The sequence below is a fragment of the Streptomyces sp. NPDC002701 genome (assembly GCF_042889045.1).
GTDB lineage: Bacteria > Actinomycetota > Actinomycetes > Streptomycetales > Streptomycetaceae > Streptomyces.
On sequence record NZ_JBIAQL010000003.1, the window covers coordinates 451265 to 474961 of the forward strand.

The following is a 23697-nucleotide window of genomic DNA, read 5'->3' on the forward strand; positions in this document are numbered from 1 at the left end:
CGGGGGGTGATCAGGGGCTCAATAGTGTTGCCCGGCTCAGGAGTTGGCGTTCTCCTTGACGGTGATCCTGCCCTTTCGGATCGTGGCGACCCTCGGCGCCTTCCTCGCGATCGCGGAATCGTGGGTGACCATGACGAAAGTGAGCCCGTGCTCCTTCCACATGGTTTCGAGTACGTCCATGATCTCGTCGCGCATGGACTCGTCGAGGTTTCCGGTGGGTTCGTCGGCGAGCAGCACCTTCGGCTGTTTGACCAGGGCGCGGGCGATGGCGACGCGCTGCTGCTGGCCGCCGGAGAGTTCCGCGGGCAGATGGCCGAGCCGCTCGCTGAGCCCGACGGACTCCAGGGCGGCGGCGGCCCTCTCCCGCCGCTCCTTGGCCTTGGTCCTCAGGGGGACGAGGGCGGTCTCCACGTTCTCCTGGGCGGTGAGGGTGGGGATGAGGTTGAAGCTCTGGAAGACGAATCCGATGTTCTCGCTGCGCACCGTGGTGAGTCTGGTCTCGGACAGTCCGGCGAGATCTGTTCCGTCGAGTTCGATGCTTCCGGAGGTGGGGCGGTCCAGGCCGCCGAGCATCTGGAGCAGGGTGGACTTACCGCCGCCGGTGGGGCCCTGGATGACCAGGCGGTCGCCGTCGGGGATGGTCAGATCCACGCCGGCGAGGGCGTCGACGGTGTCCTTGCCGCGCCGGTACTGCTTGGTCACGCCTCTTAGTTCGTACATGTGTGACTCCTGAAGTCTGCTCCGCCGAGGGCTCCGCCGGGCTGAGGTGGGAGAGGTGCGGGTCCGTCGTGGTTGCTCGCGCCGTTCCCCGCGCCCCTGAAGGGGTGGGTTATTCGACTCGGCGTAGGGCGTCCGCCGGGCGGAGGCGGGAGGCTCGCCAGCCGCCGAAGGCGCCCGCGATCAGGCCGCCGGCCACGGCCAGGCCGACCGCCACCGCGATCGTGCCGAGGGCGACGGGCGCGGTGAGGGCCACGTCGAGCGCCTTGGAGGCGGTCTGACGGGCCGGGCCGCCCATGCCCCCGCCGGGACCGCCCATGCCCCCGCCCGTGGAGCCGAGTTCGGCCTGGAGCGTCGGGCTGATCGCGGTGACGGCGTACGCGCCGCCCAGGCCGAGCGCGATACCGAGGGCGCCGCCCACGAGGCCGTTGACGACGGCCTCCCCGACGACCTGCCGGGTGACGCGGCCGGACTTCCAGCCGAGCGCCTTCAGCGTGCCGAACTCCCGTACCCGGCGGGAGACCGCCGAGGAGGTGAGCAGTCCCGCGACCAGGAACGCCGCCACGAGGACCGCGACCGACAGCCACCTGCCCACGTTCGAGGCGAGGTCGGAGGCGGTGGACAGGGAGCCTGAGACGGTGTCCGCGAGGTCGGCGGAGGTCGTCACGGTCGTACCGTCGATGTTCTTCTGGATGGTCGACTTGACGGCGTCGATCTGCTGCGAGTCGGACGCCTTGACGTAGATCGTGGTGACCTTGTCCTTGGAGTCGCTGAGCGTCTGCGCCTGCTTGAGCGGGATGTAGAGGTTGGCCGCCGCGTCCCCGCTGTCCGGCGTCGCGAGGCCGATGACCTTGTACTTGACGCTCTTCACGGTGACGGTGTCGCCGAGGGCGAGCTTCTTCTCCTTGGCGTACGACGTGTCGGCGACCACGACCTTCGCGTCGGTCTCGGAGGTCTTGAAGGTACGGCCGCTGGTGATCTTCGAGGAGGTCAGCGGGCCCAGCGCGGGCTCGGTGACGTCCGTGCCGTAGACGGAGTAGTTGTTGACGTCGAAGTCGGCGCCGCCGCCCTCGACCCGGCCCTGCGGGGACTGCTCAGCACCGGGTCCGCCGCCCTGCTGGTCGCCGCCACCGCCGCCCTGCTGCTGGTCCTGCTGGAACTCGCCGCGCCGGAACTGGCCGCTGACCTTGACGACCTGGAGGCTGAGTCCGCCGACGGCGTCCGAGACGCCCTGCTGCGCGTCGACCTCGGAGACCGTGCTCGACGCGAGGGTCTGGAAGCCCTGCACCATGACGCGGTCGCTGCTCTGCTCCTCGTCGGAGTCACCGTCCCGGGCGTCGAACTGGAAGCGCGGGCGCTCGCCCGTGCCCGACTGCGCCTGGGCCGCCTTCGTGACCGTCATGTCCGTGCCCAGCCCGTACAGCGACTGGAGGACCTTGCCCTGCGCCTTCTCCATGCCGGACGACACGGAGCTGACCACGATGACCAGGGCGATGCCCAGGGCGAGTCCGGAGGCGACGACGAGCGCCGCCTTTCTGCGGCGGCGCAGTTCGCGCCTGAGATAGGTGAAGAACATGGCCGCAAGGTAGGGACGGCGTGTGATGGCGGGATAAGCCCCGCATAAGAGAAGGATGAGAAGGCTGTCCGGGCCCGGGAAGCAGGGCCTGCGGACGCTGTGGGAACGCCGAAGGGCGGCTGCTCGTGGTGAGCAACCGCCCTTCGGTGAGGCGTGTGGGACGGCTCAGACGGCCGAACCGGCCTTCCACGCCGCCCAGTCGAGGTTCCAGCCGTTGAGGCCGTTGTCCGGGGCGATGGTCTTGTCGCCGGTGTTCCGCACGTCCACGACGTCACCGATGATCGAGTTGTTGTAGAACCAGGCACCCTCGGTGTCCGGGTCGTTGGCGCCCTTGGTGTCGTTCAGGCCCACACAGCCGTGGCTGGTGTTGGCGCTGCCGAAGATGGAGTCGGCGCCCCAGTAGTTGCCGTGGATGAACGTGCCGGAGTTCGACAGGCGGATGGCGTGCGGCACGTCCTTGATGTCGTACTCGCCCTTGCCGTCGTCGTCGGTGAAGCCCACCGTCGCGCCGTTCATCCGGGTTTCCTTGAACTTCTCCGACATCACCATCTTGCCCTCGTACGTCTTGTTCTCGGGCGAGCCGGCGGAGATGGGGATGGTCTTGATCGTCTTGCCGTCCTGCGTGACCTTCATCGTCTTGGTCTTGGCGTCGACGATGGAGACCTGGTTGCGGCCGATCTTGAAGGTGACCGTCTTCTGCTGCACGCCGTACACGCCGTCGGCGCCCTCGACACCGTCGAGGTTCAGCTTCAGGGTGACGGTGGAGTTGCCCTTCCAGTACTCCTCGGGGCGGAAGTCCAGGCGGTTGGCGTTGAACCAGTGCCCGACGACTTCCTGGCCGCTCGTGGAGGAGACGGTGATGCCCTTCTGGACGTCCGCCTTGTTCGTGATCGCCTTGTTGAAGGTGATCGAGACCGGCATGCCGACGCCGACGGTGGAGCCGTCCTCGGGCGTGAAGTTGCCGATGAAGCTGTTGTCCGGGGAGACCGTCGTGAACGACGCGTTCTCGTGGGCGGCACGCCCTTCCGAGTCCTCGGCCGTCACGGTGACCTTGTAGACGGTGCCGCGCTCGAGCTGGCCGCTGGGCTGCCAGCTCTTCTTGTCCGCGGATATCTCGCCCTCGACGGCGGCGCCGCCCGCGGTCTTCATGGCCACTTCGGTGAGTGTGCCCTTGGCCACGGTGACCTTGGCGTCGTTGTTGATGGAGGCGTTGCTGGAGCCGTCCTTCGGCGTGATCTTGATCTGGGCCTCGGAGGTCTTCGTGGCCGCCGCCTCGTCGACCTTCGACTGCGAGGAGCCGTCACCCTCGCTCTCGCCCTTGGGGTTCTCGTCTCCCCCTCCACTGCACGCAGAGAGCATCAGCACCCCGCCGAGCAGTGCGGACGCGACCGTGAGGCCCCTGCGCCGCTTACTGTCCGTCTTCACACGCTTCTCCATCGTTGCCGAATCCCCAAAAACCCGAGAGTCCCCGTAACACCCTCAAACGCTACGACCGCTTCGTCCCGTTCCACATCCCTCCCGGGTGTGGGGCACGCCACGTCGATCCACGGGGATACGCCTGGTGCGGGTGTCGGTCACTGCGTCCCCTGAGACGACGAAACCCCGGGTGGCGGTTGCCGCCCGGGGTCACGATCTACCCAAGCGGTGTCAGCCGGTGACTTCTTCCCCGTCCGCTGCGTCATCATCCTCGTCCAGGTCCCAATCAGGCGAATCGGGATCGTAGTCGATCTCCTCGCTGCTCCACGAAGCCTGTGCGAGTTCGACCCCGGGCACGTCCCCGACCAGGTCGAACGGGTCGACGAGGTAGGCGAGCGCCTCCGCCGTGTCTTCCGTCACGGTGCCCTCGGCCTGGGCCCGCTCGTCGGCCGGGATGTCGGGGTCCTCGGCGATGCGGCCCAGGGCGGCCTTGGTCAGGGCGTTCTCGTCGTCGACCTCGATGACCAATTCGACGTGCAACCGTACAAAGCGTGTCGTCTCAGATGTGCTCATACCCCGGAGCGTACGACTCATGGCCACCGTGACTTTCCCGTGACCCGCACCTTTCACTAACATCGCCCCACACGGCCAATTCGCCAGCGTCACAAGGGGATCGATATTCCGTGTCCGCACGTCGATCGTTGCTGACCGCCACCGCCGCGGGGACCCTCCTGGGTGCCCTGTGGTTCGTCCCGTCCGCCAACGCGACGGACGACGAACCCCCGGAGCACAGAACACAGACGACGACCACGGTGGTCCGCACCGCGGCCCACACGTCGTCCGGTACGTCGGAGGTGTCACGGTCGTCGGCGCGGTCCGCCCCCGGTACCGACACGACCAACACCACCGACAGCGTCCCGGCCGGCTCGCACACCAGACTGGCCGACACGGGAAGCTTCGACACGACCCCGTACGTGACCGGGGGCACGCTGTTCCTGGCCCTGGGCGCGGGTTTCGTCGTCTACTCGGTGCGCAGAGAACGCATGGCCCCGTAAGGGCGCGGGAAACTGCGCCCTTACGGGGGCGCAGGGGGTGCGGGGAACGGCGCGCTCGGCCACGTCGCACCCGCGGCCTCAGTCCCAGCCGCCGGACGACACGCGTCCCGCCCCGTCAGGCGGACCGCCGTCCGCCCGACTGACCACCACGCGCCGTACGCGAACCGGCTCCACCGCGTCCCCGCGCAGCACCCCCGGTGCCGGTGCGAGCGCCGCCACCGGTTCCGGTGCGGGCGCCGCCGCCCGATCCGCCGCGCGTACCGCCCCCGGTTCCGGAACCCGTGCGGGTACCGCCACCGGTTCCCGACCCGGTGCGGGCGCCACCGCCGCGCCGTGCCCGTGACTTCCCCTGCGACGGCTGGGCGGCAGCCGGCTCCGGCACGGGGATGACGACCGGGACCCCCGACGGCTCCCGCGCCCCCGTGATCCGTACGAGTTCGTCGTCGCTGGACCGGATACGGGCCGTCTGCGGGCTGATCCCCGCGTTGGCCATCAGCTGGGTCATCTCCCGCTTCTGCTCCGGCAGGACCAGCGTGACCACGCTGCCGGACTCCCCCGCACGGGCGGTGCGGCCGCCGCGGTGCAGGTAGTCCTTGTGGTCGGTCGGCGGGTCGACGTTCACGACGAGGTCGAGGTCGTCGACGTGGATCCCGCGCGCCGCCACGTTGGTCGCGACGAGGGCGGTCACCAGGCCGGTCTTGAACTGGTCGAGCGTGCGGTTGCGCTGCGGCTGGGAGCGTCCGCCGTGCAGGGCGGAGGCCCGGACACCGCTGGCGAGCAGCCGCTTGGTGAAGCGGTCGGCCGAGCGCTTGGTGTCGACGAAGAGGATGACGCGCCCGTCGCGGGCGGCGATCCGCATCGCGACGGCCTTCTTGTCGGTCTCGTCGGCGACGTGCAGCACGTGGTGCTCCATCGTCGTCACCGCGCCCGCGGAGGGGTCGACGGAGTGCACGACGGGGTCCGTGAGGAACATCCGGACGAGCTTGTCGATGTTCTTGTCCAGGGTCGCCGAGAACAGCATGCGCTGGCCGTCCGGCTCGACCTGGTTGAGGAGGGCCGTGACCTGGGGCATGAAGCCCATGTCGGCCATCTGGTCGGCCTCGTCGAGGACGGTGATCCGCACCTGCGCGAGGGTGCAGTCGCCCCGGTCTATCAGGTCCTTGAGACGTCCGGGCGTGGCGACGAGCACCTCGGCACCGCGCCTCAGCAGGGCGGACTGCTTGCCGATGGAGAGCCCGCCGACGACCGTCGCGAGCCGCAGGTTGACGGCGGTGGCGTACGGCGTGAGCGCGTCGGTGACCTGCTGCGCGAGTTCACGCGTGGGCACCAGGACGAGCGCGAGCGGCGCCTTGGGCTCGGCGCGCCGGCCCGCCGTGCGGGCGAGCAGCGCGAGGCCGAAGGCGAGGGTCTTGCCCGAGCCGGTGCGGCCGCGGCCGAGGATGTCGCGTCCGGCGAGGGAGTTGGGCAGGGTGGCGCCCTGGATCGGGAAGGGGTCGGTGACACCCTGGGCGCTGAGGGTCTTGCCGAGCGCGGCCGGCATGTCCAGCGCGTCGAAGGACTCGACGGAGGGCAGTGCGGGCGTCAGCGTCTGCGGGAGGGTGAACTCGCGCGGCGCGCCGGGCTGCGCCGCGGGCTTCCTGCGTGCGTTCCTGCCACCGTTGTCGGCGGGGGCCGCCGGGCCGCCGCGTGTGCCACGAGAGCCGCGGGTACCCCGGGAATTCGCCGGGCGTCCGCCGGCGAGTCGTTCAGGACGTTCGGATCGAGTCATGCTGGATCTGGAATTCCTTCCTGGGCCGCACGGTTTCGTTTCCCGTGCTTTCACGGTTTCCCGTGCTCAAGGACACACGGACAGCACAAGCCGGGACCCGCACCCGAAGGTGCGAGCCCCGGCTCGCGTAGTGCGCGTCCCGGAATTAGGCGGGGACGATGTTCTCCGCCTGCGGGCCCTTCTGACCCTGCGTGACGTCGAAGGAGACCTTCTGGCCCTCCTGCAGCTCACGGAAGCCCGAGGTGGCGATGTTCGAGTAGTGGGCGAAGACGTCGGCGCCGCCGCCGTCCTGCTCGATGAAGCCGAAGCCCTTTTCGCTGTTGAACCACTTCACGGTGCCAGTAGCCATGTCATTTCTCCTTGGATAGGTGGCTCCCATCCGGAAATGACCGGAAAAACAAAACGCGCCTGAGAGAGAATCCTTTCAGGCGCACAAGTTAATGGGTACCAAAAACGTTTCGATAGAACCCTAGCACATGGACGAGCGGGGCTGCTGTGATCCACACGACAGCCCCGCCGCGCCCCGGATCCGCGTCAGGCCAGCGGGCCCGTCACGGGCTCCACCGCCGCGAGGAGGTGGCCGCCGCGCACGAAGGCGTCCGCCGCGGCGAGGTCGGGGGCGAGGAAGCGGTCCGGGCCCGGGCCCGCCACCCCGGCGGCCCGGGCGGCCGCGACGACGGCCCGCGTGGCCGGTGCCGGGGTGAGTCCGGCGCGCAGTTCCACGGCTCGGGTGGCGGCGTACAGCTCGATGGCGACGACCCGGGTCAGGTTGTCGACGGCCGTACGGAGCTTGCGGGCGGCCGACCAGCCCATCGAGACGTGGTCCTCCTGCATCGCGGAGGACGGGATGGAGTCGGCGGAGGCCGGGACGGCGAGCCGCTTCATCTCGCTGACCAGGGCGGCCTGCGTGTACTGCGCGATCATCAGACCGGAGTCGACGCCCGCGTCGTCCGCGAGGAAGGGCGGCAGGCCGTGTGAGCGGTTCTTGTCGAGGAGCCGGTCCGTGCGGCGCTCGGTGATGGAGGCGAGGTCGGCCGCCGCGATGGCGAGGAAGTCCAGCACGTACGCGACCGGCGCCCCGTGGAAGTTGCCGTTGGACTCGACCCTGCCGTCGGGCAGGACCACCGGGTTGTCGACGGCGGCGGCCAGCTCGCGGTCGGCGACCAGCCGGGCGTGCGCCATGGTGTCGCGGCCGGCGCCCGCCACCTGCGGGGCGCAGCGCACCGAGTACGCGTCCTGGACGCGCGGGGCGTCGTCCTGGTGGTGGCCGGTGAGCTCCGAGCCCTTGAGCACGGCCAGCATGTTGGCGGCGCTGGCGCTCTGGCCGGGGTGCGGCCGGATGGCGTGCAGTTCGGGCGCGAGGACCCTGTCGGTCCCGAGCAGCGCCTCCAGGCTGAGGGCCGCCGTGACGTCGGCGGACCTGTAGAGGGTGTCGAGGTCGGCGAGGGCCATGATCAGCATGCCGAGCATGCCGTCGGTGCCGTTGAGGAGGGCCAGTCCCTCCTTCTCGCGGAGTTCGACGGGGTCGATGCCGTGCGCGGCGAGCAGTTCGCCGGCCGGGCGGACGACGCCGTCCGGCCCCTCGGCGTCCCCCTCGCCCATCAGCGTCAGGGCGCAGTGGGAGAGCGGCGCGAGGTCGCCGGAGCAGCCGAGCGAGCCGAACTCGTGGACGACCGGGGTGATACCGGCGTTCAGGACGTCCGCCATGGCCTGCGCGACGGACGGGCGGACGCCGGTGCGGCCCGAGCAGACGGTCTTGAGCCGCAGGAACATCAGGGCGCGGACGACCTCGCGCTCGACGCGAGGCCCCATCCCGGCGGCGTGCGAGCGCACGATGTTGCGCTGCAGCTGTGCTCGCAGCTCCGGGCTGATGTGCCGGGTCGCGAGGGCTCCGAAGCCGGTGGAGACCCCGTACACGGGCTCCGGTTTGGCCGCCAGCGCCTCCACGATCTCGCGGGACGCGGCCAGCGCCGCCAGCGCCTCGCCGGAGAGCTCGACCCGGGCGCCGCCGCGCGCCACGGCGAGAACGTCGGACGCGGTGACCCCGTTCGTCCCCACCACCACAGTGTGCATATCCATATTCAGGAGCGTACGCAGTGAATGCGATGGTGTCACTAGTGAGTACCGGGTGGGGCCCTTACCGGCGGCTGCGGAATCTGCGGCGGTCGGCCGCCGCGGGCGGGGGTGCGTCCGCGAGGCGTACGACGGGGTCGTCGGGGCCCTCCCGGCCCGCGACCACGGGCTTCGTGGCGCGTACGGCCTTGGCGCGGTACTGGGCCGCGTCGGCGAGGCGGAAGAGGCGCCGGGCCGAGTGGACGGGCCCGAGGGGGTCCCCGGTCGAGGCGACCCCGCACGCGACGCCCTCGCCCAGTTCCAGCTCGCCGGCGCGGCGGCACAGCTCCTCGGCGACGCGGACCACCTCGTCGGCGGCGGGGCCCACCGCGAGCAGGCAGAACTCGTCGCCGCCGAGGCGGGCGGCGAGCGTGCCGGGCAGCATGGCGCCGCACAGGGACAGCACCGACCCGAAGCGTTCGAGGAGCCGGTCGCCGACGGCGTGGCCCTGGGTGTCGTTGACGCGCTTGAGGCCGTTCAGGTCGCACACGACGAGGCTCACGACCACGCCCTGCGCGCGGTGGCACTCGACGGCCTCGTCCAGGCGCATGTCCACGGCCCGCCGGTTGGCGAGACCGGTGAGCGCGTCGGTGAAGGCGAGCCGGCGGGCCTCCTCCAGGCGTTCGGTCTGGGCGATCCCGGCGGCCGCCACGGAGGCGAGGACGGTCGCGAAGTCGGCGTCGGCCCGCCCGAAGACGGGGGCGCCCACCGGGCGGGCCACGTACAGCTCGCCCCAGGCGCGGCCGTGCAGGACGATCGGCGCGACGACGCAGCAGCCGCGCCCGCGCCGCCGCAGCGCGGCGACCCTCTGGTGGCAGTACTCCGCGTGCCCCGTGGCGGGGCCGTCCGCGGTCTCCACCCAGGCGTTGGGCTCACCGCCGCCGACCCAGCGCTCGTGCAGGAACTCGGTGATCTCGGGGAACTGGTGCACCGGGTACGCCTCACGCTCCGGGAACTCCTCCTCGTCCCGGGCCCGCTCCCCCGTGTTCACCAGGACCCGCAGCCGCCCCAGCTGCCGCTCCCACACGGACAGCGCGGCGAAACTCCCGCCCAGCGCCCGGCGGGCGCCGTCCGCCGCCGCGCGCCACGACTCGTGCGGGGCGGACGCGGCGGCCATGCCCTGCGCCAGCGCCACCACGGCCCTCAGCCGCACATCGTCACCACCCATCACACTATGTTAGGTAGTTTTGTACGACTTTGAGACGTCGAGCGTGGGACAGCAGCGGGGCGGGCCTTTCCCCGGCGACGGTCGACTGGAATGATCGGGCTCCGGAAGTTAACCCACGTTAACCGGACCGGGGAGAGTGCCATGACGGAACAGGGCGGGCTGGACGGACTGGACGGGCAGGGCGGGCAGGATGCCGCGCGGCGGTTCGGTGAGTACGTGGCCGTGCGGCGCCCCGCCCCGTACGTCGCGGAGCTCTCCCTGGACCGGCCCGAGGCCATGAACGCCGTCTCGTCCGGGATGGCCCGCTCGATCGCCGCCGCCTGCGAGGCCCTGGCCGCCGACCGGGACGTACGCGTGGTGGTGCTGACCTCGACCCACGAGCGGGCCTTCTGCGTCGGCGCCGACCTCAAGGAGCGCAACTCCCTCACGGACGCCGAGCTGGTCCGTCAGCGCCCGGTCGCGCGGGCCGCGTACACCGGTGTGCTGGAGCTCCCGATGCCGACCGTGGCCGCCGTGCACGGGTTCGCTCTCGGGGGCGGCTTCGAACTGGCCCTGGCCTGCGACCTGATCGTCGCGGACGGCACGGCCGTGGTGGGCCTGCCCGAGGTGTCGGTCGGCGTCATCCCCGGAGGCGGCGGTACGCAGTTGCTGCCGCGCCGGGTCGGGGCGGCGCGGGCGGCCGAGCTGATCTTCTCCGCGCGTCGGGTCGAGGCCGTGGAGGCGCGGGAGCTGGGGCTGGTGGACGAGCTGGTCGCCGACGGGGAGGACCGGGCGTCCGCGCTCGCGCTCGCCTCCCGCATCGCCGGGAACTCGCCCGTGGGGCTCCGTGCGGCCAAGCGGGCGCTGCGGCTGGGACACGGGCTCGATCTGCGGGCGGGACTGGAGATCGAGGACGCGGCGTGGCGGTCGGTGGCGTTCTCGGGGGACCGGGCGGAGGGGGTCGCCGCCTTCAACGAGAAGCGGCGCCCGGAATGGCCCGGGGAGTAGTTCCCACGCGGCCGGGGCGGAAACCGGGCTGAAAAGCAGGGGCGAAGCCCCGCCTTTCAGGGGCGCGGGGAACTGCGCGACCTGGGGGCACCTCCCGGCCGAAGGCCGGGGGACCACAGCCGGCCCGCACCCCCGAACCGGCCCCGGCCGAGCACACGCGGAGCATCAGCCCCGTCGGCTCATCAGCCACGGTTCCACCACGCCAAGACCCCGCACCGCCCGCTGCCACATCGGCTGGAGGCCGAAGCGGTACGCCGGCGGCTCCTCCCCCTCCTTCTCCGCCGCGATGGCCTCCTCCGCGGCCACGGCCTCGGACGCGGGCGCGTCCTGCGTCCGGATCAGCTCCTCCGCGAACGCCCCGTCGACCAGGACCGCGTCCTTGGGAGCTATCGACGTCAGCCGGGACGCGAGGTTCACGGTCGTACCGAACACGTCGCCCATGCGCGTGGTGACCGTGCCGAAGGCGATGCCCACCCGCAGTTCCGGCATCGTCTCGTCGTTCGCCATCGTCTCGATGAGGCGCAGCGCGATCTCCGCGGCGACCCCCGCGTCGTCGGCCGCGTACAGCACCTCGTCGCCCAGGGTCTTGATGAGCCGCCCCCCGTGCGCGGCGACCAGGTCGGCGGCGGTGGTCTCGAAGGCTTCCACCAGTTCGCCGAGTTCCTCCTCCTCCATACGCCGGGTCAGGCGCGTGAAGCCGACGAGGTCGGCGAAACCGACGGCCAGCCTCCGGTCCACCATCTCCTCGTCGTCCGCGGCCTGGACGACGCGGCCGGTCGCGGCGGCGAGCTGGCGCCGCCAGACGTAGACCAGGAACTCCTCCAGCTCGGGCAGCAGCAGCTCGATGAGGGGATACGTGACCTCGGTGCGCGTCATCCCGGCCTCGGGGGGCTCGGTGAGGCCCTCCAGGAACGAGTCGATCTGCCACTCGGCGAGCCGCGCCGTGGTCTGGCCGGTGGACCGGGCCACCTGGACCGCCATCGCCTCACTCAGCAGCCCCGCCTCGACCAGACCGGCCAGCCGCCGCAGGGCGAGGACGTCGGCCTCGGTGAGCGCCTTGGCCTGGCCGATGTCGGCGAAGCCCATGGCGCGCCAGAACCGGGAGGCCAGCTCCATCGAGACACCCGCGCTGCGGGCCGCCTGGAAGGGGGTGTAGCGCCGCTCGGCCCCGAGGATGAGCTGTTCGAGCCGGAGCGCCAGCGGGTCGTCCTCGTCGGACTCGGCGGCAGCCGGGTCGGCGCGGCCGTCGGTACGGCCGTCCTGCGCGTCCACTGGGTGCTGTTCCTCTTCCTTCACGCGCTCCACGCGCGCATGCGCCTCGGCGCGGTCGACGCGAGCGGCCGCCGTGTCGGCGACAGACCCGGCGGCACGCCCCGGCTCACCGTCGGAGGCGGGGTCACCCGTGCCCGAACCGCTGTCGTCGACCGTCACGCCTGCTGCCCTTCCGATCTGCCGCGGTCAGGTATCGACCGGCCTCAACTCTACGGCAGGTGTGCTGTGGCTCACTCCCGACTGCCGAGGCCGGACGGCCCGCGGCCCACTCCGTACGCGGACGTCCGGCGGACCACTCCCTCTCGTACGGCCCGGGTGCGCCCCTTGCTCACCACCAGCGAGAACAGGCACCGAACACCCCGCGTACCCCTCTGGGCGCGTTCGTCACACCTGCTGCCCGTTCGTCCCGGGGGCCCCGTCCGTCACTCGTCGTCCGGGGACGCGGCCGGACGCAGGTGGACGATGTCGCCCGCTCCCACGGGCTGCTGCACGCCCTCCGCCGTGGCGAGCACCAGGCGTCCGTCGCCGTCGACCGCCACCGCCTCTCCGGTGATCGACCTGTCGCCGGGCAGCTCCGCCCGGACCGCCCGGCCGAGCGTCGCGCATCCCGCGGCGTACGTGTCCTGGAGGCCGGAGACGGCGGGGTCGCCCTCCGCGTCACGCCACTTCACGAACCACTGTTCGAGCGACCGGAGGACGGCCCGCAGGATCGTCTCCCGGTCCGTGGTCGCCGCTCCCGCGAGCGCGAGCGAGCCGGCGCCGGGCACGGGCAGCTCGTCCGCGCGGAGCGTGACGTTGATGCCGATGCCGACGACGACCGCGTCGGTCCCGGCCCGTTCGGCGAGGATGCCGCCCGCCTTGCGCTCCGCGCCCTCCACCGTCACCAGCAGGTCGTTGGGCCACTTCAGCGCCGTGTCGACACCGGCCGACCGCGACAGGCCCGTGGCCACCGCGACCCCGGTGAGCAGCGGCAGCCAGCCCCAGCGCTCGACGGGGACCCCGGCGGGCTTGAGCAGGACGGAGAAGAAGAGGCCCGAGCGGGCCGGCGCGGTCCACTGCCGGTCCAGGCGGCCCCGCCCGGCCTCCTGCTCCTCGGCGACCAGGACCGCGCCCTCCTCCGCCTTGCCGTCCGTGGCCAGCGCGACGAGGTCGGAGTTGGTGGAACCGGTGCGGGCCACCACCTGGACGTCGGACCAGAGCCCGCCGTCCCGCACCAGCGCGCGGCGCAGCGCCACGCCGTTGAGCGGCGGGCGGTCCAGGTCGGACCACCGATTGCTGTTCGCGTCTGAGTCATCTCGCGGCGTCATGCAACCCACCCTAGGTGTGGTAAACGCCGCACTGCCGAACGGTAGGCACGCCACTACGCTACGGATGAGTAGCCAACCCCCCTTCTGAGCACCAGCGCGCTCAGACCGCCTTCCCGTCCCCCCGTACGTCCCCACTGAGCAGGCAGGGAGCCGCATCCCGATGTCCGAGCCGGAACAGCAGCACGAGACCGACATCCACACCACCGCGGGCAAGCTCGCGGACCTGCGGCGCCGCATCGACGAGGCGACGCACGCCGGCTCGGCGCGTGCCGTCGAGAAGCAGCACGCCAAGGGCAAGCTGACGGCTCGTGAGCGGATCGAACTGCTGATGGACGAGGGGTCCTTCGTCGAGTTCGACGAGTTCGCGCGGCACCGCTCGACCGACTTCGGCCTGGCGGACAACCGCCCTTACGGGGACGGGGTCGTGACCGGGTACGGCACGGTGGACGGGCGTCCGGTCGCCGTGTTCTCGCAGGACTTCACGGTCTTCGGCGGCGCGCTCGGCGAGGTCTTCGGCCAGAAGATCATGAAGGCGATGGACTTCGCGCTGAAGACCGGCTGCCCGGTCATCGGCATCAACGACTCGGGCGGCGCCCGTATCCAGGAGGGCGTCGCGGCACTCGGCATGTACGGCGAGATCTTCCGCCGCAACACCCACGCCTCCGGGGTGATCCCGCAGATCAGCCTCGTGGTCGGACCGTGTGCGGGCGGCGCGGTGTACTCCCCCGCGATCACCGACTTCACGGTCATGGTCGACCGGACCTCGCACATGTTCATCACCGGACCCGACGTCATCAAGACGGTCACCGGCGAGGACGTCGGCTTCGAGGAGCTGGGCGGCGCGCGCACCCACAACGCGACCTCGGGCGTGGCCCATCACATGGCCGGGGACGAGAAGGACGCGATCGAGTACGTCAAGTCGCTGCTGTCCTACCTCCCGTCGAACAACCTCAGTGAGCCGCCCGCCTTCCCCGAGGAGGCGGACCTCGCCGTCACGGACGAGGACCGCGAGCTGGACACGCTGATCCCGGACAGCGCCAACCAGCCGTACGACATGCACACGGTGATCGAACACATCCTGGACGACGCCGAGTTCTTCGAGACGCAGCCGCTGTTCGCGCCGAACATCCTCACCGGCTTCGGCCGTGTGGAGGGACGTCCGGTGGGCGTCGTCGCCAACCAGCCGATGCAGTTCGCGGGCTGCCTGGACATCGACGCCTCCGAGAAGGCCGCCCGTTTCGTACGGACCTGCGACGCCTTCAACGTCCCGGTCCTCACCTTCGTGGACGTCCCCGGCTTCCTGCCGGGCGTCGGCCAGGAGCACGAGGGCATCATCCGCCGCGGCGCCAAACTGATCTACGCGTACGCGGAGGCCACCGTCCCGCTGATCACGGTGATCACCCGCAAGGCGTTCGGCGGCGCGTACGACGTCATGGGCTCCAAGCACCTCGGCGCGGACCTCAACCTCGCCTGGCCGACCGCCCAGATCGCCGTGATGGGCGCGCAGGGCGCGGTGAACGTCCTGCACCGGCGCACCATCGCGGCGGCCCCCGAGAGCGAGCGGGAAGCCACCCGGGCCCGCCTGATCCAGGAGTACGAGGACACGCTCCTCAACCCCTACACCGCAGCCGAGCGCGGCTACGTCGACGGCGTGGTCCTGCCCTCCGACACCCGCTCCCACGTCGTACGCGGCCTGCGGTCGCTGCGCACCAAGCGGGAGTCCCTGCCGCCGAAGAAGCACGGCAACATCCCCCTCTAGCACGCCGGTCAAGACTGGGAGCCCTCATGAACATCAAGGTCGTACGGGGCAATCCGACCCCCGAGGAGCTGGCCGCCGCCCTGGCGGTGGTCCGCGCCCGCGCCGCGGCGGCGGCAGCGGCCCCGTCCGGCGCGGGACAGGCGAGGGACGCGTGGTCCGACCCGTCCCGGGTGGCCAGGAACAGCCTGCCGCCCCCGGGCCCCCAGTCCTGGGCCCACACCTTCTGGCCCCACTGAGCCCTGACCAGGCCCTTCCGGGCCCCGAAGGGGCGCGGGGAACTGCGCGACCGGCCCCCACCGGCCCGCGGTCAGAGAACTGCCGCGACGGCTTCGGCCATCACCCGATATCCCGCGTCGTTCGGATGCAGGTGATCGCCGAAGTCGTACGCGGGGGACAACGCGTCCGACCCCCCGGGCCCGCCCAGCGCCCGGTGCAGGTCGGCCACCGCGTCGTACTCCCCCGAGCACCGCACCCACTCGTTGACCTCGTGGCTCACCTTCGCCGCCCGCTCCCCCCAGTGGTCGGACCCGGCGAAGGGCAGCAGGGTCGCCCCCACGACCCGTACCCTCCGGGCCCGCGCCTGCCGCAGCAGCTCCCGGTGCCCCGCGACCAGCTCGGCCACCTCGACGCGCGGCGCGGGCCGGTACGTGGGCTCCGCCGCCCCCTCGCTGAACCCGATGTCGTTGAGCCCGAGCAGCACGACCACCGTGTCGACGCCGGCCAGGGCGAGCACATCCCGTTCCAGCCGGTGGACGCCCTTCTCCCCGTACCAGGCGGAGTCGTTGAGCAGCAGGTTCCCGCCGATGCCCGCGTTGAGCACGGGCCGCCCGGTGCGCGCGGCGAGTGCGTCGGACCACCGGCGGTCCGTGCCGGGCGTGGACCCGAACCCGTCGGTGATCGAGTCGCCGAAGAGCGCCACGCCGTCGGTGCGCCCGGCGGAGACGTCGACGCCGGACAGGAAGTACCAGGACTCGGTGGCCTCCTCGAACCCCGCGCCGCCGGTGTCCTCCAGAAGATCACCCGGTCCCCGGAAACTGGTCGTGAACGCCTGGGCGTGGAAGGTGGCGGGCCCGGTGACGGCGTCGAGGTGGAGGGTGACGGTCACCGCTTCGCCCGCCGCCACGGCGAGTTCGGCCGCGTCGCCGATGATCTGCGAGCGCGCCGGTATCTCGACGGACGCCGACCCGCCGAAGGTGAGCCGCACCGGGTCGGACCGCACGGCGGCACCGACGGCCGTGCGGGCGAGGGTCGCCCCAGCGATCCGCAGCGGTGAGGTGCCGTACGCGTTCGAGAGGCGGATCCGGACGCGGTCGCCGCCCGCGGTGAGGCGGACGGCCTGACGCAGGGAGTGGCGCCAGAAGCCCTCCTGCGACCAGTTGGGGGTGAAGCCGGTGCTGGGCGGCTGCGGAGAGGCGGTCCAGGCGGTGGTGAACACAGCGGTTTCCTTCTCACTCTTAATGGGATCATAGTCCCTTTAGGTTAGGAGGTGAACGGTAACAGGAGGCGCCCACTAACGGAACCCTGGACCCATTTACGCAGGATGAGTACGCGTACTCAGGCGTCCGGAGCCGTACCGGAGTCACGATCGGAGACATGCTGTGGTCCGACCCGGAGAACGAGCCGCCGAAGGAGCTGCGCGACATGCAGGACATGTTGCGGCGGCTCAGTGTCCTCATAGCGGTGACCGTGGTGTTCGCGATGATCATCCTCGGCCTGATGTGAGCCGTCCCGGCCCCGCCGATACGCTGGCCGCATGACTGATCAGCCACGCCGCCGGCTCGTCCTCGCCTCCCAGTCCCCCGCCCGGCTCGGACTGCTGCGGCAGGCCGGACTCGCCCCCGAGGTCATCGTCAGCGGGGTCGACGAGGACGCCGTGACCGCCCCGACCCCCGCCGAGCTGGCGCTCGCCCTCGCCGAGGCGAAGGCGTCCGTGGTGGCGGCGCGGCCCGAGGCCGGCGGCGCCCTGGTGATCGGCTGCGACTCGGTGCTCGAACTGGACGGCGTGGCGTACGGCAAGCCGGCCGACGCCGAGGAGGCCACCGCGCGCTGGAAGTCCATGCGCGGCCGGGCGGGCATCCTGCAGACCGGCCACTGCGTGTGGGACACGGCGACGGGCCGCCACACGTCGGCGGTCGCGTCCACGGTGGTCCGCTTCGGCGAGCCGACCGATGCCGAGATCGCCGCGTACGTCGCCTCGGGCGAGCCGTTGCACGTCGCCGGGGCCTTCACCCTCGACGGCCGATCGGCCCCGTTCGTCGACGGCATCGACGGCGACCACGGCAACGTCATCGGGCTCTCGCTGCCGCTGGTACGCCGTCTGCTGGCCGAGCTGGGCGTCGGTATCACGGACCTGTGGGCGCCCCGCGAGAAGTGACGCGGGGAGCCGGTCAGGAGGTGGAGGGCGCCGGGGGCGGCGGCACGACCGGCGCCCCGCCGCCGTCACCGCCCGCCGGGCCGTGACCGGCCGGGCCGCCGCCCGGCTCCGCGTCGGACAGCGCGGCCTCCCGGCGGTCGTACGTCATGAAGATGAGCACGATCAGGCCGAGCACGACCATCATGAAGGCGAACGCGCCCCAGCCCACCAGGCCGACCGTGAACGCGCCGAGCAGGGCGTGCACCACCGCCGCGCTGATCAGCAGGATGCGGCCGAGGCCGGCCGGCGCGCGGTCGCGCAGGGCGACGCGCAGCGCGGTAAGGCCGCAGAGCGCGAAGTAGAGGCCGAAGAGCAGCCCCGCGACCTTCGACGACGTGGACATCACGTCGGAGTCGAGCCCGGCCAGGGACATGTCCTGCCGGTCGACCACGACCCCCATGAACCAGTTGACCCAGGCGATACCCACCGCCTCCGCGAAGAGCACGATCGCGGTCACCCACGCCACCGGTCTGCGGACCACCGTCCCCACCCACTTTCGGCTTCCACCCCAGCAGGGGCCTGTTACCCCCAGTACGTTCAAGTCAGCCAGCACGCTACTAATGAGTAAACCCAGGGACAAGGGATCTGGAGCGGGCAAACAATCACCGACCTCTTCGTAGGTTCCCCACAAAGAAACCGAGTGGCGCGCAGCACGCTCTCACAGAGACCTTGACCACACCGGCGAGCTAGGGTTCATGGCAAGCCCCCTGCGTACCGAGGTACGACAAGGGTTTTCACGGGCGAGCAAGCCTTGTATCACGCTCCGTGTGGGCAAGCTCACCATCGGGGACGGGTCGATACGTCGTGTCGGCAGTCCCTAAACTCGGCTTGTTTCAAGGAGAGGGAGCCATCGTGCGCAAGGTGTTGATCGCCAACCGAGGCGAAATCGCTGTTCGTGTCGCCCGGGCGTGCCGGGACGCCGGTATCGCGAGCGTGGCGGTGTACGCCGATCCCGACCGGGACGCTCTGCATGTGCGGGCCGCGGACGAGGCGTTCGCGCTGGGCGGTGACACGCCCGCGAGCAGTTACCTCGACATCGCCAAGGTGCTCCAGGCCGCCAAGGACTCGGGGGCGGACGCGATCCACCCCGGATACGGCTTCCTCTCCGAGAACGCCGACTTCGCGCAGGCCGTCCTCGACGCGGGCCTGACCTGGATCGGCCCGCCGCCGCAGGCGATCCGCGACCTCGGCGACAAGGTGGCGGCCCGTCACATCGCCCAGCGCGCCGGCGCCCCGCTGGTCGCCGGTACGCCGGACCCGGTGGCCGGCGCGGAGGAGGTCGTCGCCTTCGCCCGCGAGCACGGCCTGCCCATCGCGATCAAGGCGGCCTTCGGCGGTGGCGGCCGCGGTCTGAAGGTGGCCCGCACCCTCGAAGAGGTGCCCGAGCTGTTCGACTCCGCGGTGCGCGAGGCCGTCGCCGCCTTCGGCCGCGGTGAGTGCTTCGTGGAGCGCTACCTCGACAAGCCCCGGCACGTGGAGACCCAGTGCCTGGCCGACAGCCACGGCAACGTGGTGGTCGTCTCCACCCGTGACTGCTCCCTGCAGCGCCGCCACCAGAAGCTCGTCGAGGAGGCGCCCGCGCCGTTCCTCTCCGAGGCCCAGGTCGCCGAGCTGTACGCGTCCTCCAAGGCGATCCTCAAGGAGGCCGGGTACGTCGGCGCCGGCACCGTCGAGTTCCTGGTCGGCGCGGACGGCACGATCTCCTTCCTGGAGGTCAACACCCGTCTGCAGGTCGAGCACCCGGTGACCGAGGAGGTCTCCGGCATCGACCTGGTCCGCGAGATGTTCCGGATCGCCGACGGCGAGGAGCTGGGCTACGACGACCCGCCGCTGCGCGGCCATTCCTTCGAGTTCCGTATCAACGGCGAGGACCCGGGCCGCGGCTTCCTGCCCGCCCCCGGCACCGTCACCACGTTCGCCCCGCCGTCGGGACCGGGCGTGCGCCTGGACGCCGGCGTGGAGAGCGGCAGCGTGATCGGCCCGGCGTGGGACTCACTGCTCGCCAAGCTGATCGTCACCGGCGCCACCCGCGAGCAGGCGCTCCAGCGGGCCGCCCGCGCGCTTCAGGAGTTCACCGTCGAAGGCATGGCGACCGCCATCCCGTTCCACCGCGCCGTGGTCACCGACCCCGCCTTCGCCCCCGAACTGACCGGCTCCGCCGACCCGTTCACGGTCCACACCCGCTGGATCGAGACCGAGTTCGTCAACGAGATCCCGCCCTTCACCGCTCCCGCGGACGGGGACGCGGAGGACGAGACGGGCCGCGAGACGGTCGTCGTCGAGGTCGGCGGCAAGCGCCTAGAGGTCTCCCTGCCGTCCTCGCTGGGCATGTCCCTGGCCCGTACGGGCCTCGCGGCGGGCGCCAAGCCCAAGCGCCGCGCGGCCAAGAAGTCCGGCCCCGCCGCCTCGGGCGACACCCTCGCCTCTCCCATGCAGGGCACCATCGTGAAGGTGGCCGTCGAGGAGGGCCAGGAGGTCAAGGAGGGCGACCTGATCGTGGTCCTGGAGGCCATGAAGATGGAACAGCCCCTCAACGCCCACCGCTCGGGCACCATCAAGGCCCTGGCCGCCGAGGTCGGCGCCTCGCTCACGTCGGGCGCGGTCATCTGCGAGATCAAGGACTGACACCGTCACTTCTGCAGGGGCGCTGGGCGCCCCTGCAGGGGCGCGGGGAACTGCGCGACCGGCCACGACGCACCCGCGCCACCCGACGGCGGTCATCGGGCAGACGGGAGCGACTCATGCCCAACCCCCCGGCAGGGCTACGCGCCGACGCCCGTCGCAACCGCGACCGCCTCGTCACCGAGGCACGGTCGACGTTCGCCGAGAAGGGCGCCGACGCCTCACTGGAGGACGTGGCGAAACGCGCGGGCGTGGGCATCGGCACCCTCTACCGCCACTTCCCCAACCGCCACGCGCTCCTCGGCGCGGTCTTCGCGGACGCGGTCAGCGACCTGCTGACCCGCTCACACGAACTGCTGCACGACCCGCACCCCTGCACGGCGCTCGTGACCTGGCTGCGCGCCGTCATCACCCATGCGAGTGAGTACCGTGGGCTGTCCCGCGCGCTCATGTCGGCCTCGCACGACGACGCCTCGGCGCTCGCGCGGTGCAGCGGCCCGATGCGCGAGGCGGGCAACGCCCTCCTCCTCCGCGCGCAGGAGGCCGGCACCGTACGCCCCGGCGTCTCCATCGGTGATCTGCTCCAGCTGACCAACGCGATCGCGCTGGCCGCCGAAGAGACCCCGGACGACCCGGAGCTGGCCGACCGCATGCTGGCGCTGACCCTGCGGGGCCTCAAGGCGTGAACGCCCGGGCGCCGAACATCCGACGTACGGACCGGATCAGACCGGACGGGACCGGATCGGACCGGACCACCGTCCGTCAGTACCCGCCCCTGCCTGCCGGGCGGCTCGTCGCGTCAGCGTCTGCGCAGGTCGGCGACCCGCGCCCGCTCGGCCTGGGACTGCTCCCCCAGAACCGTCGCGGCACTGCGCAACTGCGGTCCCGCGCCGGGCACCTGGCCGCGGCGGGGACCGGGCAGCGGTACGTCCCGGCGTGACGGCTGGCGCCCCGCCGGGACCGTATCGCCACCGGAGCCGCCCGCTCCGGCCACGACGATCTGTACGCCCTGGTCGGCCAGAGCCTGCAGTTCGGTGGCCGCACGGTCGTCCTGGGCCGGTGGCTCGTCCGTGACCAGCCGGGTGATCACATCGGTCGGCACCGTCTGGAACATCGTGTCGGTGCCGAGCTTGGTGTGATCGGCCAGGACGACGACCTCGGCGGCCGCCTGGACGAGTGCGCGGTCGACGGACGCCGACAGCATGTTGGAGGTGGACAGGCCGCGCTCGGCGGTCAGCCCGCTCCCCGACAGGAAGGCCCGGGAGACCCGCAGCCCCTGGAGGGACTGCTCGGCCCCGCTGCCCACCAGGGCGTAGTTGGAACCGCGCAGGGTGCCGCCGGTCATCACGACCTCCACCCGGTTGGCATGGGCCAACGCCTGGGCCACCAGCAGGGAGTTGGTGACGACGGTCAGCCCCGGCACCCGCGCGAGCCGGCGAGCCAGCTCCTGTGTGGTGGTGCCCGCCCCCACCACGATGGCCTCGCCCTCTTCGACGAGACCCGCGGCGAGATCGGCGATGGCCGTCTTCTCGGCGGTCGCGAGATGAGATTTCTGCGGAAAGCCGGACTCCCGCGTGAACCCGCCCGGCAATACCGCACCGCCGTGCCGGCGGTCGAGGAGTCCTTCTGCCTCCAGTGCGCGCACGTCCCGCCGTACGGTCACTTCGGAGGTCTGGACGACGCGGGCGAGCTCACGGAGCGACACGGCTCCATTTGCTCGCACCATTTCGAGGATCAATTGGCGACGTTCTGCAGCGAACACGAAACTGACAGTAACCCCAACGACCGTCTGCTTTCAGCAGTTTGCGCCGAATAACAGAAGTTGTTCGCATGGCAGGTCGCGGAGTGGTATACGCGCCTAATCACACCGACTATGCCGCACGAATGGGCAATGACTCGGGGTGACCGGAGCCCGCACCGCGGGCCCGGCGCTCCCCGTGACCAGCGGCGAACCGCGGTCGCCCTCAGGCCCCGTCGGCCGTCTTGCGGGTGTGCAGCTGACGCGCCACCTCGGCGATCGAGCCCGACAGGGACGGGTACACGGTGAAGGCGTTCGCGATCTGTTCGACGGTCAGATTGTTGTCGACGGCGAGCGAGATGGGGTGGATGAGCTCCGAGGCACGCGGCGCGACGACGACCCCGCCCACGACGATCCCGGTGCCCGGGCGGCAGAAGATCTTGACGAAGCCGTCACGGATGCCCTGCATCTTGGCGCGCGGGTTGCGCAGCAGGGGCAGTTTCACGACCCGGGCGTCGATGACGCCGCCGTCGACGTCCGACTGCGAGTAACCGACGGTGGCGATCTCGGGGTCGGTGAAGACGTTCGACGACACCGTCTTCAGGTCGAGCGGGGCGACCGCGTCACCGAGGAAGTGGTACATGGCGATCCGGCCCTGCATCGCCGCCACGGAGGCGAGCGCGAAGATCCCGGTGACGTCACCGGCGGCGTACACGCCGGGGGCCGTGGTCCTGGAGACCCTGTCGGTCCAGATGTGCCCGGACTCCCGGACCTTGACCCCGGCCTCCTCCAGACCCATGCCCGCACTGTTCGGGATGGCGCCGACGGCCATCAGACAGTGCGAGCCGGTGATGACACGGCCGTCGGAGAGCGTCACCTCGACGCGGTCCCCGACGCGCTTGGCGGACTGGGCGCGCGACCGCGCCATGACGTTCATGCCGCGCCGCCGGAACACGTCCTCCAGCACGGCCGCCGCGTCCGGGTCCTCGCCCGGCAGCACGCGGTCGCGGCTGGAGACCAGCGTGACCCGCGACCCGAGCGCCTGGTAGGCGCCGGCGAACTCGGCGCCGGTGACGCCGGACCCGACCACGATGAGTTCGTCCGGGAGCTCGTCCAGGTCGTAGACCTGCGTCCAGTTCAGGATCCGCTCGCCGTCCGGCTGCGCGTCGGGCAGCTCGCGGGGGTGTCCGCCGGTGGCGATGAGCACGGCGTCGGCGACGAGGGTCTCCTCGCTGCCGTCCGCGGCCCGCACGACGACCTTGCGCGAACCGTCCGTGTCCTGCTGCCCGTCGAGCCGTCCGCGACCCCGCAGCACCCGTGCCCCGGCACGCGTCACGGAGGCCGTGATGTCGTGGGACTGGGCGAGCGCGAGCCGCTTCACCCGGCGGTTGACCTTGCCGAGGTCGACACCGACGACGCGCGCGGGCTGGTCGATGTGAGGGGTGTCGTCGGCGACGATGATCCCCAGCTCCTCGTACGACGAGTCGAAGGTGGTCATCACCTCGGCCGTCGCGATCAGGGTCTTCGACGGGACGCAGTCGGTGAGCACCGACGCCCCGCCCAGACCGTCGCAGTCGACGACGGTCACCTCCGCGCCGAGCTGGGCGGCCACGAGGGCCGCCTCGTATCCGCCGGGTCCGCCGCCAATGATCACGATCCGAGTCACGTACTCCATTGTCCCGCACGGCTCCCGGTGCTTCCGCCCGGGGGCTCCGTCCGGGGGTCGTGGACACGTGTGACGGGTGTGCGTCGCGGGGCCGCCGACACGGGAGAGGCACACGCGTCGC

The 23697-nt window shown here is 71.5% G+C and carries 22 protein-coding genes; 8 read left to right on the plus strand and 14 right to left on the minus strand.

What is annotated here, in order from left to right:
• Positions 1-36 precede the first annotated feature (36 nt).
• From ACFYXC_RS10430 to ACFYXC_RS10445, 4 genes are all read right to left on the minus strand, one after another.
• Entirely contained in the window at positions 37-720 is a 684-nt protein-coding gene (locus tag ACFYXC_RS10430) for an ABC transporter ATP-binding protein (RefSeq protein ID WP_389549220.1), read from the minus strand.
• Between the two features lie 109 nt (positions 721-829).
• Positions 830-2293, minus strand: coding sequence for an ABC transporter permease (locus ACFYXC_RS10435; protein WP_389549223.1), 1464 nt, complete (start codon positions 2291-2293; stop codon positions 830-832).
• A gap of 165 nt (positions 2294-2458) precedes the next feature.
• Positions 2459-3730 carry an Ig-like domain-containing protein gene (locus ACFYXC_RS10440; protein ID WP_388914630.1) on the minus strand — a complete coding sequence of 424 codons (1272 nt, stop codon included), beginning with the start codon at positions 3728-3730 and terminating at the stop codon, positions 2459-2461.
• A 210-nt stretch (positions 3731-3940) separates the two neighbouring features.
• Positions 3941-4282: a hypothetical protein gene (locus tag ACFYXC_RS10445; RefSeq protein WP_388914627.1), complete on the minus strand. Its 342-nt coding sequence runs from the start codon at positions 4280-4282 to the stop codon at positions 3941-3943.
• Positions 4283-4392: 110 nt separating this feature from the next.
• On the opposite strand from ACFYXC_RS10445, the gene ACFYXC_RS10450 reads away from it, so the two are divergent.
• On the plus strand, positions 4393-4764 hold the full coding sequence (locus tag ACFYXC_RS10450; RefSeq protein ID WP_389549227.1) for a cell wall protein: 372 nt from the start codon (positions 4393-4395) through the stop codon (positions 4762-4764).
• A 115-nt stretch (positions 4765-4879) separates the two neighbouring features.
• On the opposite strand, the gene ACFYXC_RS10455 is transcribed toward ACFYXC_RS10450, so the two are convergent.
• The 4 genes from ACFYXC_RS10455 to ACFYXC_RS10470 form a co-directional block, all read right to left on the minus strand.
• Positions 4880-6532, minus strand: a complete 1653-nt coding sequence (locus ACFYXC_RS10455) for a DEAD/DEAH box helicase (RefSeq protein ID WP_388914621.1) — start codon at positions 6530-6532, stop codon at positions 4880-4882.
• Positions 6533-6677: 145 nt separating this feature from the next.
• Complete coding sequence (locus ACFYXC_RS10460; RefSeq protein WP_003969786.1) at positions 6678-6881, minus strand: cold-shock protein; 204 nt, start codon at positions 6879-6881, stop codon at positions 6678-6680.
• 185 nt (positions 6882-7066) lie between these two features.
• Complete coding sequence (hutH, locus tag ACFYXC_RS10465) at positions 7067-8605, minus strand: histidine ammonia-lyase (RefSeq protein WP_389549996.1); 1539 nt, start codon at positions 8603-8605, stop codon at positions 7067-7069.
• Positions 8606-8669: 64 nt separating this feature from the next.
• Positions 8670-9812 carry a diguanylate cyclase domain-containing protein gene (locus ACFYXC_RS10470; RefSeq protein WP_389549231.1) on the minus strand — a complete coding sequence of 381 codons (1143 nt, stop codon included), beginning with the start codon at positions 9810-9812 and terminating at the stop codon, positions 8670-8672.
• 141 nt (positions 9813-9953) lie between these two features.
• On the opposite strand from ACFYXC_RS10470, the gene ACFYXC_RS10475 reads away from it, so the two are divergent.
• Complete coding sequence (locus ACFYXC_RS10475; RefSeq protein ID WP_389549235.1) at positions 9954-10799, plus strand: enoyl-CoA hydratase/isomerase family protein; 846 nt, start codon at positions 9954-9956, stop codon at positions 10797-10799.
• Between the two features lie 165 nt (positions 10800-10964).
• Here ACFYXC_RS10475 and ACFYXC_RS10480 read toward each other — a convergent pair whose 3' ends face one another.
• Complete coding sequence (locus ACFYXC_RS10480) at positions 10965-12071, minus strand: adenylate/guanylate cyclase domain-containing protein (RefSeq protein WP_388914906.1); 1107 nt, start codon at positions 12069-12071, stop codon at positions 10965-10967.
• 422 nt (positions 12072-12493) lie between these two features.
• Positions 12494-13378 carry a biotin--[acetyl-CoA-carboxylase] ligase gene (locus ACFYXC_RS10485; RefSeq protein WP_389549238.1) on the minus strand — a complete coding sequence of 295 codons (885 nt, stop codon included), beginning with the start codon at positions 13376-13378 and terminating at the stop codon, positions 12494-12496.
• A 160-nt stretch (positions 13379-13538) separates the two neighbouring features.
• Here ACFYXC_RS10485 and ACFYXC_RS10490 point away from each other — a divergent pair, with 160 nt between their 5' ends.
• Together ACFYXC_RS10490 and ACFYXC_RS10495 are read left to right on the plus strand one after the other, a co-directional pair.
• A complete protein-coding gene (locus ACFYXC_RS10490) occupies positions 13539-15137 on the plus strand; it encodes an acyl-CoA carboxylase subunit beta (protein WP_389549241.1) in 1599 nt (532 codons plus the stop codon).
• Between the two features lie 26 nt (positions 15138-15163).
• On the plus strand, positions 15164-15373 hold the full coding sequence (locus tag ACFYXC_RS10495) for an acyl-CoA carboxylase epsilon subunit (protein WP_389549244.1): 210 nt from the start codon (positions 15164-15166) through the stop codon (positions 15371-15373).
• Positions 15374-15444: 71 nt separating this feature from the next.
• Here the strand turns inward: ACFYXC_RS10495 and ACFYXC_RS10500 are convergent, their stop codons facing one another.
• A complete protein-coding gene (locus ACFYXC_RS10500) occupies positions 15445-16572 on the minus strand; it encodes a GDSL-type esterase/lipase family protein (RefSeq protein WP_389549247.1) in 1128 nt (375 codons plus the stop codon).
• A gap of 158 nt (positions 16573-16730) precedes the next feature.
• On the opposite strand from ACFYXC_RS10500, the gene mmpB reads away from it, so the two are divergent.
• Positions 16731-16859, plus strand: coding sequence for a morphogenic membrane protein MmpB (gene mmpB, locus ACFYXC_RS10505; protein WP_388914600.1), 129 nt, complete (start codon positions 16731-16733; stop codon positions 16857-16859).
• Positions 16860-16890: 31 nt separating this feature from the next.
• Entirely contained in the window at positions 16891-17511 is a 621-nt protein-coding gene (locus ACFYXC_RS10510; protein WP_389549251.1) for a Maf family protein, read from the plus strand.
• Between the two features lie 13 nt (positions 17512-17524).
• Here ACFYXC_RS10510 and ACFYXC_RS10515 read toward each other — a convergent pair whose 3' ends face one another.
• Positions 17525-18031, minus strand: a complete 507-nt coding sequence (locus ACFYXC_RS10515) for a hypothetical protein (protein WP_389549254.1) — start codon at positions 18029-18031, stop codon at positions 17525-17527.
• Positions 18032-18402: 371 nt separating this feature from the next.
• Between ACFYXC_RS10515 and ACFYXC_RS10520 the strand changes: the two genes are divergently transcribed.
• Positions 18403-20175 carry an acetyl/propionyl/methylcrotonyl-CoA carboxylase subunit alpha gene (locus tag ACFYXC_RS10520; RefSeq protein WP_389549257.1) on the plus strand — a complete coding sequence of 591 codons (1773 nt, stop codon included), beginning with the start codon at positions 18403-18405 and terminating at the stop codon, positions 20173-20175.
• Positions 20176-20291: 116 nt separating this feature from the next.
• Entirely contained in the window at positions 20292-20858 is a 567-nt protein-coding gene (locus ACFYXC_RS10525; RefSeq protein WP_389549260.1) for a TetR/AcrR family transcriptional regulator, read from the plus strand.
• A gap of 113 nt (positions 20859-20971) precedes the next feature.
• On the opposite strand, the gene ACFYXC_RS10530 is transcribed toward ACFYXC_RS10525, so the two are convergent.
• Positions 20972-21934, minus strand: a complete 963-nt coding sequence (locus tag ACFYXC_RS10530) for a DeoR/GlpR family DNA-binding transcription regulator (protein ID WP_389549262.1) — start codon at positions 21932-21934, stop codon at positions 20972-20974.
• A gap of 202 nt (positions 21935-22136) precedes the next feature.
• On the minus strand, positions 22137-23585 hold the full coding sequence (locus ACFYXC_RS10535) for an NAD(P)H-quinone dehydrogenase (protein ID WP_388914581.1): 1449 nt from the start codon (positions 23583-23585) through the stop codon (positions 22137-22139).
• Between the last annotated feature and the right edge of the window lie 112 nt (positions 23586-23697).